Raw genomic sequence first — 11,958 nt, forward strand, 5'->3', positions numbered from 1 at the left:
TAGCCTTTTTGTTGTGAGGAGGCAAGGATATGGAGAGTTCTCAAAGTAGAAATGAGTATGTAAGACGCATACATACAGTTCAAGATTATATAGAATCAAACATAGACAGTTCACTATCCATTGAAGAGTTAGCGGATATAGCAGGATTTTCGAAGTATCATTTTCATCGGATTTTTAAAGGAATAGTTGATGAGCCATTATCTCGGTATGTGAATCGCTTGAAACTAGAAAGGGCAACACATCTACTTACATATCGAGCAGACATGACGATTACAGATATTGCGTATCACTTCGGATTCACAGATTCAGCTGTTTTCTCCCGAACATTTAAAAATTATTACGGTGTAAGTCCGTCTCAATATCGAAATGACAATAGCAAGAATTGCAAAGACGTAAGCAGAGCTTCTCAATACAATGAATGTAAGAAGGTTCGAGGTAATGTTGAAATTGTAACAGCGGATGATATAAACGTCGCATACATAAGACATATTGGTACATATGAGGAGTTAACTATAGCTTTTCCAGAAATGATAGAGAAATTATTTTATTACGCAGCGGAGCAAAACTATCATGTATTTGGGGATACGAAAGTATTAACCATTTACCACGATCATCATGAGTTTACTGAGGATCATCATTTAAGAACAAGTTTATGTATAACAATTCCGGATGCGTCCGCAGTAAAAACGAGTGATATTGGAATAATGGTAATACCTTCTGGAAAGTATGCAGTAGGGCATTTTAAAATATTCCAGGATGAATATAAAGGAGCATGGGATTTCTTATACGGTGAGTGGCTTCCAAATAGCGGATATAAACCGAGAGATTCGTATCCTTTTGAAGTATATAAAAATGATCCCAAGCAGCATCCCGAAGATAAACATATAGTTGATATATATGTACCTATCGAACCTTTTTAATCATAGGTTAAAGGGGAAAGAATAATGAAAACTGCTGAAAAGTTAGATCAAATTATAAAAGAAGAATATAAAAATATGAATGGTATGTTAGTAGTGCAGAAAGAGAATGTTATTTTTGAAAAATATTATAACGGACACGGTCCAGATGATGCATTTCATGTAGCATCTGTCACAAAAACGATAATCTCTGCGCTAATTGGGATATGTATAGATAAGGGTTATATAAAAAGTGTTGATCAAAAAGTAATAGAGTTTTTTTCGGAATATAATTTTCACTCAGCTGAAATAACAGTACGCCATCTTCTAACAATGACAGCACCATATCCTTTTGTAGACTGGCAGGAACCGTTAGAAGAACTATGTACACAAGAGGATTGGGTACAGTATACACTTAATAGAATGGGGAACGGCGGAGAAATCGGATTTTTTAAATACTCATCTGCAGGAGCTCATGTACTATCAGCAATTATTACGAGCGCAACAGGAAAAAGTGCTCGTGAATTTGCAAACGAATACTTATTTCAGCCACTCGGCATGAGAGAAATTCCAAACTACAATATGAAAGCATTTGGATTCGATGACTTATTCGGAAAAGATGTAAAAGGATGGGTTCACGATCCAAACGGTATTTCAACGGGCGGATGGGGACTAACGTTAACGATTAGGGATATGGCTAAGTTTGGACAGATGTATTTGAATGAAGGTATTCATAATGGAAAACAAATACTATCAAAATCATGGATAAAAGAATCAACAGAAATGAACCAAAATCAATATGGTTATTTATGGTGGTTACGAGAAGAAGATGGAATCTTTTCATACTGTGCTATGGGTGATGGTGGGAATATGATTTGTTGTGTACCGGAGAAGGATTTGGTTGTAGTAATTGCTTCTGAAGTTATGCCGAATGCACGGGATAGATGGGAATTAATTAAAGGGTGCATACTTCCTTATTTAAAAGATTAAAATGGTTATTTTTATAAAAATAAGAATGAAAGGTTTAGTTAAACTTGTTTTGTTCTCCATGATAGAAAAAAGTGTTGTGTTAACAAAGTTATGTAACTAAGATTATAAAACTTCAACACCTATACGATTATTAAATAATTGCAAGGTGTTGAAGTACTTTATAATCTATTAAAGCTGCTTTCAACTAAAAGAAGAAACATCTTTTTTCTTAGCTGTTTAACTATTTTTTAACTTTGTGAAGTATAAGATACATCGTGCCCAGCACAATTGCTAGTAAGGTAAATTTGATTAATTCTATTAGGCCGGCATCCCACTTGTTTTGTACTACATCTGTTAAATAAAATACATTAAACATACCATGTAAAATTGCGGGTGATATTACAGAACCACCATATTCTCTCGTGTACGTCAAAATTAAAGACAATATAAATAATAAAGAGAGATAACTTAATATTCCTACAAACTGAAACTCATAATTTTTATAAAAGATAGCTACTGGTAAATGCCATGAAGACCAAAGCAAAGCTATAATAATAGCTGTTTGCATAAATGAATATTTTTTTCGTAAATAGAAATGAAAATTCCCTCGCCATATAATCTCTTCTAATAATGCAGATAAAGATCCAATTGTAAGACCAACGAGCAAGAGAAATCCTAATTCATTCCAATGATGATATAAGAACTTTATATCATAAATATAAAAATAAAAATGGAGACATAGCCCTAGAAGTAGTGGAAATAATATGGAGAAAATTAGTGTTTTTATTTTTGGGCGTGAAATTCCAAATGTATGAACTATTTTTTGTTTCTTATATAATGTTTGATATGAAATAACCGCTAAAAGCGGAACAACCATTGTAAACCCCAAATAATTACGACCATTTTCTATGTTCAGCAAGATGATATATACAAGTGATGTAAGAAAATAAATACATAATGTTGAATGATAAACTATGTGTTTATTAATATTTTTCACCTGCCTAAGTATGTATAAGTGGTTAATCGAATATCCGATATTTTAATTATATATGAAATGGAAATCGACAGAATGAATATTTCCATATTATTGTTTTTAAGATAGAAAAAGTGTCGAAATTGCATATATTGAACTTGTAGAAAAAAATAAATTATCCCCCGTAACTTTTCACAACAAAAAATCGTTAAACAAAAGAATAGATTTTTTATTACGAATGGGGGAGAACCATGAAAATTCTAATACTAGGCGGTACACGATTTTTAGGAAGAGCATTTGTAGAAGAAGTTTTGAACAGGGGGCACGAGGTTACAGTATTTAATCGTGGAACAAACAAAGAGATTTTCCCTGAAGTGGAACATTTAATCGGTGACAGAAATGGTAATGTATTAAGCTTAGAGAATCGAAAGTGGGATGTTGTCATAGACACGTGTGGCTTTTCTCCGCATCACATTCGGAATGTTGGAGAAGTATTAAAAAATCATATAAAGCATTATATATTCATCTCAAGTCTTTCCGTATATAAAGACTGGATTCCACATGACATAAAAGAAGACTATATATTACAACCTGAACCGACGGAAGAGCAAATAAAGGCTGTAGAGAATGGTGAAGTTTCTCCTTATGAGCATTATGGTGCGCTGAAAGTATTATGTGAAAAAGAAGCAGAGAAGTATTGGCCGGGGCGTGTTTTACATGTAAGAGCAGGACTTCTTTCAGGAATGTTTGATTATACAGATCGACTAACATACTGGATTCAGCGTGTTGCAAAAGGAGGTAAAGTGTTAGTTCCAGGAAGAAAAGACCGTCCAGTGCAGATGGTTGATATAAAAGATGTCGCGTGCTTTGGACTCAACATGGCAGAAAATAATAAAGCAGGTACATTCAATATAACAGGTCCGAATGATAAATTGACGATGGAAGAGCTATTAAATACGTGTAAAAAGGTTACGAATAGCGATGCTGAATTTGTTTGGGTAGACGAATCGTTTATGAGTGAACATAATGTGCAGCCTTGGACAGAAATGCCTTTGTGGATTCCAGAAACTTTCCCATTAGATGGTGAGACGAAGCCGTGGAGAGGCGGGTTTTCTATTTGTATCGAAAATGCGGTTAATGAAGGGCTTACTTTTAGAAGAATAGAAGAGACCGTTACAGATGTGTATGAGTGGATGGAGAGTACGGACGAATGGAAATTAAAAACAGGTATTTCAGGCGAGAGAGAGAAAGAATTGTTAGAAAAGTGGAATGGATAGTTTTTATAGATAATAGGAATGGATAGAAATATGATAGGTCAATTAAAAAAGGTTAGAAAAAGAACGATAATTTCAACTGTAATAATGCTCTTGCTAACTGTCATTCTCGTAAGAAATAGTACGTGGTATATCTCTCGTTCCTTTTCTTCTGAATTTTTTCAATTGCCGATGCCTTTGGATAGTAAAGTGATTAAAGATTATGAAGCGGATGAGAAAAATTGGATTGAAATAGGGAATGGCGGTTATTGGGAAGTGGTAGCGAATCGAGTTATAGAAACGAAGCAATCGAGGGCAGAAGTAATCTCATTTTATCAAAAAAATAGGGAAGTTAAAGTATCCAAATTCTAACGTGGTCGGTGTAGAAATTCAGCTCTATTTTAAAGGTGATAGTACGGTAGTAGAAACCGAAAAGGGAAATTATTACCGAGATAAGACGGGAGATACTCGTTATGTAAGTGAATATGCTATTAGAGATATAAAGAAGGAAAAACAACCAAATGATCCAGAGATGATAACATATGTGATACAAGTACATACCCAATTTGATTATTGGTATAAACTTGATTGAACATGAAGAATTATAGGAGGAGAAAAGATTATGTGGAAAAAACACCATTCGCAGTATTTCATCAAACTTAAGTTTAAAAAATCCAGCTATAAAGGCTGCACACGCCGAAGTTCAAAAAAATTTGCAGGTGGAGTTACCGAATGATTTATATCAATTATTACAGGAAACAAACGGTATAGCTGGTGAATACGGAGACTTTATTTGGGATGCTTCAAAAATTAATACTGAAAATATGAATATGAGAAATATAGTTGATTTCAAGGATTTATATATGCCTTTTGACTGTTTATTATTTTTTGCTGATGGCGGAAATGGTGATTTGTTTGGCTATTCCATTTTGAATGGGATAGTGCAAAGCGATGATATATACGTATGGAACCATGAAAATGATAGTAGAACGTGGATTGCTCCTTCGTTAGAAATTTTTATGGAGTGGTGGGAGAGCGGAAAGATAACAATTTAAACATAGTATTAAGAAAAAACGCCTTGTTACTAAAGAAACAAGGTGTTTTTCGTATGTAAATTTATAACTCAATTGGTTCTTCCCCGTACATTTCCCACAGCTTAGAAAACATATTTTTCAGTCCTTCTTCGTCATCCTCATCCTAGTCTAACTTGATATCAACTTCCTCAAATTTTTCTTCTATTTCAAACTCTTTCTCTTTCACACTATCAGTTGTGCCAATTTTTCTGTAAAACACAACGAAGTCTTTATCCTGTATTAGCTAGTAGCAAGACCTCCACCTCAAAATCCGGCTAATACAAGGAAGGCCCGTATAAATAAGTTGTATTAATTACATTATTAGATTGTGTTTGTAACTATATTTTGGAAATTTTCTGTTGATTTGAAATGTGCGATAGTATATATTGTATATAAAGTATATATACAATATTTTTCAAAAGAGGTATTTGCATGCAAATCATTATTAAGAACACTTCAAAGGAACCCATTTACGAACAAATTGGACTCCAAATAAAAAAACTTATTTTACTAGGTGATTTAAAGCAAGGAGATGCTCTTCCTTCAATGCGTCAGTTAGCAAAAGATTTAAGAGTAAGTATTATTACAACGAAAAGAGCATATGAAGAACTGGAAAAAGATGGTTTTATTAATTCGATTGTCGGAAGAGGGTCCTTTGTAGCAGAACAAAACATTGAAACTATGAAAGAAGAAAAATTAAAAACAGTTGAAGAAAAGTTATGTGAAGCGATTCAAAATGCTAAGCAAATGGATGTTTCTTTAAATGAGCTAAAAGAAATGCTTACAATTTTATACGAGGAGGAAAACTCTTGGAAAACGTAATAGAACTTCAAAATGTCAGTAAATCTTTTAAAGGGTTTCAAATAAACAATTTTTCGATGGAAGTAAAAAAAGGATTTGTTACGGGTTTTATTGGAGGAAATGGATCAGGTAAATCTACAACGATTAAAATGATTATGAATCTAATAAACCCGGATAGTGGAAACGTCTCCTTATTTGGCATGAACTATTCGACTGATGCGAAACGAATTAAAGAAAGAATTGGCTTCGTTTATGACGATAATGTGTTTTATGATGAACTCACATTAAAGGAAATTACTAAAATTATTGCGCCTGCTTATAAAAAATGGGATTTTAACCAATTTACATATTATAAAGATCTGTTCGAATTACCATTAAATAAAAAAATGAAAACATTCTCCAAAGGAATGAAAATGAAAGCCTCTCTCGCAATTGCCCTTTCACATCATGCTGAACTAATTATTATGGATGAACCTACATCTGGACTTGATCCTGTATTCAGAAGAGAATTATTGGATGTTCTACAAAATATTATGCAGGATGGAGAGAAAACTATCTTTTTCTCATCACATATTACAACGGATTTAGACCGCATTGCCGATTATATTACATTTATTCAAAATGGAAAGCATATTTTCACAAAAGATATTTATGCCATTGCAGAGGATTATGTTTTAGTCAAAGGACCACTAGATTTGTTAAAGTTTGATACTGAGCGTGAATTTATTTCTGTACGTAAGGCAAATACAGGTTTCGAGGGATTGATTGAAAATGCACATTCTATCGAAAACTTATTTGATAAGGATGTGGTGATTGAAAAACCAAGTTTAGAGGATATTATGTATTTCATGAAAAAGGGGGATTCAAGATGCTTAACTTAATTAAAAAGGATTTGATTTTACAAAAAACTTTCTTGCCTGCTTATCTCTTATTTCTAGTTACCTATTTGTGGGCCGGCATGGATGTAGCATATGTCATAATCATTTGTAGTGCCGTTTTTGTAATTAACACATATCAATCTGATGATAAAGATAATGCTAATATTTTAGTAAACTCATTACCGTATACTAGGAAGGAAATTATAAGTTCAAAATACGTTGGAACCTTACTTTTTACAATAGTAATTATCCCATTTTGTTTAGTTGGAAAATATTTTATTTTAGACAGCATGGAATTTCAACTTTCCTTAGAAAGTTACATACTAGGCTTCTTGGCAGTCATGCTGATAACAGCATTTTACATCCCATTTTTTGTTGCATTTAAAGTGAAAACACTTGTACCAATTTTTATATTTTTATCTATTGGAGTTATATATTTAATGCGAAATACTCCATATTTATTAAATAAATATGCTAATGGCGTACTGACCTTTTTAAAAGAGATTTCAGATTTGAAATTATTTCTTTTATTTGCTGTCATAGCAGTGGGGTTCTATGGGGTTTCATGGATATTATCTATTCGTATCTATCAGAACAAGGCTCTTTAATAGCAAGTTCTAAAAGGAGGGTGGTTTAAATGACATCAAAAAAAGAGCGTCCTAGTCGAATACGAAATTGGCTGAAAACTATTGGAGCATTTTTCGTTATGCAACTAATTTTTATCATCCTTGATATGAATTCGTGGATACCGAACTTCAAGGAAGGAGGAGTTGGGGATCGTCTCGTTAATTCAGAGTTCTTTACGGAATGGTTCGCTCCTTATAAAACAAAGCAATTTAATGTACTAACGGCAGTTATGGCTATTTTATTATTCCTAAATGTAGTAACAAGTGCAATAAAAGACGCTTTTTCTAGAAAAAGAATTAATTAGCACATAAGTTGACCTTGCGTCTTTTTAATAATGTCTTAACTATATTTAAAAACAACAGGAAAAAAATAAAAACTCCACTTATTGATGTTTCACTTTATCTTTTACAATGATTCCTTGAAAATTATTTGATTTTTCAGTTTTGTATATTGATAGAGATGCATTCGTCCCCCATAATACTTCCAAAGTGTGCGCAGTAATTGTGACATATGTATTTATACTTGTGATGACAAATGATGTGTATTGTTTTTGGAAAGTTCGAAAATTATTGAACGAACTAGAGAAATTTAGTAATCTTATTTGTACAGCACATACAGATTAGTTTTGTAATGGTTCGATATTTAAAAAATATGTAAGGGGGAATGGGTGTGGATCTTACGTTTAAAGTAGAGGAAACATGTTTTAATTACCGTGTCGGAGCAATTTGTAAACATGATAATAAAATCCTTATTTTGCAAGGGGACGGTGAAGATTTTTGGTACGTACCGGGCGGACGAGTGAAAATGCTAGAAAATAGTGAAGATGCGTTAAAACGGGAGCTGGCAGAAGAACTAGACGTACCTATTAAAGTGAAGAGATTAATATGGTCAGTAGAAAATTTCTTTATACTTTCTGAGCGAAAGTTTCATGAGATTAGTTTTTATTATGAAGTAGAGCTACATGAGTTACCTGCAAATGGAGCGGATCAATATATTTTGGAAGAAGAGGGTAGATCGTATTTGTTTAAGTGGGTGCCGGTAGAAGAGTTAGAGGTATATAATTTACAGCCTGCGTTTATAAAAGAAAAAGTAAAGGATATAGCAGTTCATACAGAACATATTGTTTTGCAAAAATAAACGTATTCGGAGGGGAAAAGGGTGAAGGGGACTAAAAAAGAGATACATATAAATGACAAAGTAATTCATTACACACATATCGAAAAAGGTTCTAGTAGGGTTTGCTTTATGTTTTCAGGTTCAGGATATAATTATGATAAGCCGTTATTCTATTATGCAACGATGTTAATGCTAGAAAACAAAATTGATGTTGTACATATTCACTATTCCTACGACAAACAAGTAATGAATAAACCAATAGAAGAAGTAACGAAAGTAATGATGGATGATATTAATCCTGTAATGAATGAAGTGTTGAAAAATGGACGCTATAGCAATTCTATGTTTTTAGGGAAATCACTTGGAACAATTCCGATTGCAAATGATGTAATGAAGAGAGAAGAGTTTTTACAGTCAAAAATGATAGTACTGACACCTTTACTAACTTTTGAATCTATTTTTGATTCTATTTTACATAGTAGTCACGAAGGGCTTTTAGTAATTGGGGATAACGATCACCATTATAATGCAAATCAAATGAATCAGTTATATAAAACAAATTTAACGATTGATGTTGTTAAAAACGCAAATCATTCTGTAAATGTTGGGGAATATGAAACAAAGAATTCAATTGAAGCGATAGCAAATATAATAGAAAAGCTTAAAGAAGTTGTTAGGAAAAACTAACTTATCAATACATGCAAAAAGAGGTGCGAATTGCACCTCTTTTACTTTAATAAGCCTTCAGCACATGAAGCAAATAATCTTTCCGGTTCAGCGGATTATAATCAACACGTTTTCGAGTAGGGAAGGGAGGCTTCAGCTTTGTGAAACCAGCTGGATTTGTTGTGAAGATACCTTCTCCTTCAGTAAATGAATGAAGCATTCGTTTAAAATTCTCTGTTTTCGCAACAGGTAATGACCCTGTTAACTGGTAAGAATTGTTATTGAATATAGGCTCTGCAAAAGTTGCTGGAACGGCAGCGAGCTTATACATTGCAGTACTAATTGCGTGCTCCGGTACAGTTAATTCAAACTCATTTACTGGTTCATATACATATGTTTCAGCTTGCTTTAAAGCATCCATTAATACGATCGGTGTTAAATTTCTAAAGTCACTCGCTGTTGTAACAGGACTAGCATAACCAGTATGTGTTAACGTGACGATAATATCTGTAACTTCCCATCCATATAATCCTTGTTTTAACGTTTGAAATACCGTATCTTCAATTGCTTTATGAAATGCTAAAGGCAATGAACCAAGCTCAACACCTAATTTATACGTTATGCCAGAGTTAAGTTCACCACGTTCAATTTTAAAACCAATTGTCGCGTAAAATGGATTCGCTTTTTCACCCATTACTTCAACAGAATTGCCTATGCCAATTGGTTTTTCAATACATACAACTCGTGTATTTGAGAAAGTAACCTGCAAATTATACTTCTCAAAAAGCGTTGTTTCAATCACTTCTTTTTGCACCTCACCGAAAAGGCGAATGTATAGTTCATTATGAACATCGTCTTTCCACACTTTAATAAGTGGATCTTCTTCACATAGTTCCATAAGAGCAGCGTACAAATCATGAATTCGTTCCGTAGGCACCGTATCAATAGTAGCTTCCATTTGTGGTTCGGCAAAGTGAATATCTTTTATATAATCAGTCCGTTCACCGATAATATCACCAATTTTTATATCATTCAGTCCCCACACTTTACAAAATTCACCGCTTGGAACGGTAGAAGTTTGTAAAGCATCTCCATTATGAAATATGCACATTTTTTTAATCTTTTCCTTATGTGGTAGAGATTCATTGCGCTGTATATCCACATATTTTCTAACTTGTAAGCTACCTGAAAAAACTCTTACATAAGCAATCTTTTCTCCAGAATATTCACGGTCAATTTTAAAAACTACACCGGACAATTTTTCATCTTGAGATGAAGAATTAGCTGGAAGTAAGGCTGAAATATTTTCGAGCAGTTCAGTTACGCCCATGCCTGTCATTGCTGAACCGAAAAAGACTGGATACACATTTGCTTGCGCTATTTGTTTAATGAGTTCTTCTTTTAATAGAGTGTCCGGTACAATTTCGTTATTTACGTATGACTCAAGTAATGATTCATTATATGGTGCTAACAGTTCCATACAATCGTCATATGATTTGTACTCAATGATCCGGGTTTCTTTCGTTCCTTCGTATAGGGCAGAGTAGAAAGGGAATGCTTCATTTGAAAGAATTTCTTTTATTTGTTTCATAACTTTTTCAGTATTTGCACCGCTACGATCAATTTTATTTACGAATAATATTGTTGGGATATTTAGTTTCTGTAATGTTCGCATTAAAATTTTTGTTTGTGCTTGCACACCTTCAACGGCAGAAATAACTAAAATTGCACCGTCTAAAACGCGGAATGATCGCTCCACTTCAGCGATAAAATCAGCGTGTCCAGGTGTATCAATGACATTTACTTTTATATCATCAATAAAAAAAGAAACGACAGATGCTTTAATCGTAATTCCGCGCTGTCTTTCTAATTCCATTGAGTCAGTTTGCGTATTGCCACTATCTACTCGGCCAATTTCTTTAATCACATTCGTTTCATAAAGAATACGCTCAGTCAAACTCGTCTTGCCAGCGTCTACGTGCGCGACAATCCCTATATTTATTGTTGTCATATGTGAATATCCTCATTTCATTTTCCATTTTTATTTCCTCATTTCTATTTGTGTATTGCCGCATTACAATCACTCTCCAGTCATTTAAATTAGTACTATTATAGTGCAATTAACATTTTTTGTAACGCGACAAAGCGCCTTAATTTGGAAAAATATAAATGAAAACAAAATGCTTGCATTCTAAATCGATATAGATTATATTAATTGACATATCAACTATTGATACATCAAATGTTTTTATTTTGATTGTGAAGGAGGGTTAATTTGACAAGTTCATGCTCAAAAGAAGCGATTATTTTATATAAATTACACTTTCTAAATAAAGAAGTAAGTTCGAAGTTTGAAGGGTGTACGGGTATGAGCCAGTCTCGATTAGAGCTTATACTTCAGTTATATGAAGTAGGTGAAATTAGTCAAAAAGCACTTCAACAAGAAGTGAATATTGATAATGCGGCGATTACAAGGCATTTAAAACAGCTAGAAGCAAACGGAATGATTGTAAGACGAAAAAATCCAGATGATAACAGAATTACGTTAGTTTCTCTTACAGAAGAGGGACGAAATAAAATTCAAGCGTTTCAAGAGGAAAAAGAACGTTTTGCAGCATCTGCATTTAAAGGATTAAGTGAGGAAGAACGCGATAATCTTTTAAATATGTTAAATCACATTCAAGAAAATATAAAAGAATTATAAAA

General features: G+C 33.2%; 13 protein-coding genes and 2 pseudogenes. 12 read left to right on the top strand and 3 right to left on the bottom strand.

Going from position 1 to position 11,958, the window contains the following annotated elements:
• Window positions 1–29 precede the first annotated feature (29 nt).
• Window positions 30–920: an AraC family transcriptional regulator gene (locus tag QCI44_RS12715; protein WP_098878911.1), complete on the top strand. Its 891-nt coding sequence runs from the start codon at window positions 30–32 to the stop codon at window positions 918–920.
• 24 nt (window positions 921–944) lie between these two features.
• Window positions 945–1,886 carry a serine hydrolase domain-containing protein gene (locus QCI44_RS12720; protein ID WP_048566142.1) on the top strand — a complete coding sequence of 314 codons (942 nt, stop codon included), beginning with the start codon at window positions 945–947 and terminating at the stop codon, window positions 1,884–1,886.
• Between the two features lie 220 nt (window positions 1,887–2,106).
• Here the strand turns inward: QCI44_RS12720 and QCI44_RS12725 are convergent, their stop codons facing one another.
• Complete coding sequence (locus QCI44_RS12725) at window positions 2,107–2,862, bottom strand: CPBP family intramembrane glutamic endopeptidase (protein WP_353811172.1); 756 nt, start codon at window positions 2,860–2,862, stop codon at window positions 2,107–2,109.
• A 227-nt stretch (window positions 2,863–3,089) separates the two neighbouring features.
• On the opposite strand from QCI44_RS12725, the gene QCI44_RS12730 reads away from it, so the two are divergent.
• The 3 genes and pseudogenes from QCI44_RS12730 (at window position 3,090) to QCI44_RS12740 (ending at window position 5,146) form a co-directional block, all read left to right on the top strand.
• Window positions 3,090–4,115, top strand: a complete 1,026-nt coding sequence (locus QCI44_RS12730; RefSeq protein WP_353811173.1) for an SDR family oxidoreductase — start codon at window positions 3,090–3,092, stop codon at window positions 4,113–4,115.
• Between the two features lie 30 nt (window positions 4,116–4,145).
• A pseudogene (locus QCI44_RS12735) lies at window positions 4,146–4,683 on the top strand (hypothetical protein).
• Between the two features lie 46 nt (window positions 4,684–4,729).
• The gene (locus QCI44_RS12740; RefSeq protein ID WP_033658743.1) at window positions 4,730–5,146 is read left to right on the top strand and encodes an SMI1/KNR4 family protein; all 417 of its coding nucleotides are present in this window, start codon (window positions 4,730–4,732) and stop codon (window positions 5,144–5,146) included.
• Between the two features lie 61 nt (window positions 5,147–5,207).
• Here QCI44_RS12740 and QCI44_RS30630 read toward each other — a convergent pair.
• A pseudogene (locus QCI44_RS30630) lies at window positions 5,208–5,294 on the bottom strand (DUF4240 domain-containing protein); the annotation flags it as partial.
• Window positions 5,295–5,596: 302 nt separating this feature from the next.
• On the opposite strand from QCI44_RS30630, the gene QCI44_RS12745 reads away from it, so the two are divergent.
• The 6 genes from QCI44_RS12745 to QCI44_RS12770 all read left to right on the top strand — a co-directional run bounded on the left by QCI44_RS12745 (window position 5,597) and on the right by QCI44_RS12770 (window position 9,273).
• Entirely contained in the window at window positions 5,597–5,986 is a 390-nt protein-coding gene (locus tag QCI44_RS12745; RefSeq protein WP_001165710.1) for a GntR family transcriptional regulator, read from the top strand.
• Window positions 5,974–6,846 carry an ABC transporter ATP-binding protein gene (locus QCI44_RS12750; RefSeq protein ID WP_000432458.1) on the top strand — a complete coding sequence of 291 codons (873 nt, stop codon included), beginning with the start codon at window positions 5,974–5,976 and terminating at the stop codon, window positions 6,844–6,846. Before QCI44_RS12745 ends, QCI44_RS12750 begins: the two co-directional genes overlap by 13 nt.
• Window positions 6,834–7,451 carry an ABC-2 transporter permease gene (locus QCI44_RS12755; protein ID WP_000933349.1) on the top strand — a complete coding sequence of 206 codons (618 nt, stop codon included), beginning with the start codon at window positions 6,834–6,836 and terminating at the stop codon, window positions 7,449–7,451. The genes QCI44_RS12750 and QCI44_RS12755 overlap by 13 nt, the downstream gene beginning before the upstream one ends.
• Window positions 7,452–7,480: 29 nt before the next feature.
• Entirely contained in the window at window positions 7,481–7,774 is a 294-nt protein-coding gene (locus tag QCI44_RS12760) for a YfzA family protein (RefSeq protein WP_000202084.1), read from the top strand.
• Window positions 7,775–8,139: 365 nt separating this feature from the next.
• The gene (locus QCI44_RS12765; RefSeq protein WP_000366235.1) at window positions 8,140–8,607 is read left to right on the top strand and encodes an NUDIX hydrolase; all 468 of its coding nucleotides are present in this window, start codon (window positions 8,140–8,142) and stop codon (window positions 8,605–8,607) included.
• Window positions 8,608–8,628: 21 nt separating this feature from the next.
• A complete protein-coding gene (locus QCI44_RS12770) occupies window positions 8,629–9,273 on the top strand; it encodes a hypothetical protein (protein ID WP_016134814.1) in 645 nt (214 codons plus the stop codon).
• A gap of 46 nt (window positions 9,274–9,319) precedes the next feature.
• Here the strand turns inward: QCI44_RS12770 and QCI44_RS12775 are convergent, their stop codons facing one another.
• Complete coding sequence (locus QCI44_RS12775; RefSeq protein WP_016134813.1) at window positions 9,320–11,263, bottom strand: elongation factor G; 1,944 nt, start codon at window positions 11,261–11,263, stop codon at window positions 9,320–9,322.
• 264 nt (window positions 11,264–11,527) lie between these two features.
• Between QCI44_RS12775 and QCI44_RS12780 the strand changes: the two genes are divergently transcribed.
• A complete protein-coding gene (locus tag QCI44_RS12780) occupies window positions 11,528–11,956 on the top strand; it encodes a MarR family winged helix-turn-helix transcriptional regulator (RefSeq protein WP_000204180.1) in 429 nt (142 codons plus the stop codon).
• The last annotated feature ends 2 nt before the right edge of the window (window positions 11,957–11,958 follow it).

The organism is Bacillus cereus group sp. RP37, assembly GCF_040459695.1.
Taxonomy (GTDB): Bacteria; Bacillota; Bacilli; order Bacillales; family Bacillaceae_G; genus Bacillus_A.

Excerpts from the sequence above, each read along its gene's own strand:
- QCI44_RS12715 (WP_098878911.1), top strand. The coding sequence starts at position 30 with ATGGAGAGTTCTCAAAGTAGAAATGAGTATGTAAGACGCATACATACA.
- QCI44_RS12720 (WP_048566142.1), top strand. The coding sequence starts at position 945 with ATGAAAACTGCTGAAAAGTTAGATCAAATTATAAAAGAAGAATATAAA.
- QCI44_RS12730 (WP_353811173.1), top strand. The coding sequence starts at position 3,090 with ATGAAAATTCTAATACTAGGCGGTACACGATTTTTAGGAAGAGCATTT.
- QCI44_RS12745 (WP_001165710.1), top strand. The coding sequence starts at position 5,597 with ATGCAAATCATTATTAAGAACACTTCAAAGGAACCCATTTACGAACAA.
- QCI44_RS12755 (WP_000933349.1), top strand. The coding sequence starts at position 6,834 with ATGCTTAACTTAATTAAAAAGGATTTGATTTTACAAAAAACTTTCTTG.
- QCI44_RS12760 (WP_000202084.1), top strand. The coding sequence starts at position 7,481 with ATGACATCAAAAAAAGAGCGTCCTAGTCGAATACGAAATTGGCTGAAA.
- QCI44_RS12775 (WP_016134813.1), bottom strand. The coding sequence starts at position 11,263 with ATGACAACAATAAATATAGGGATTGTCGCGCACGTAGACGCTGGCAAG.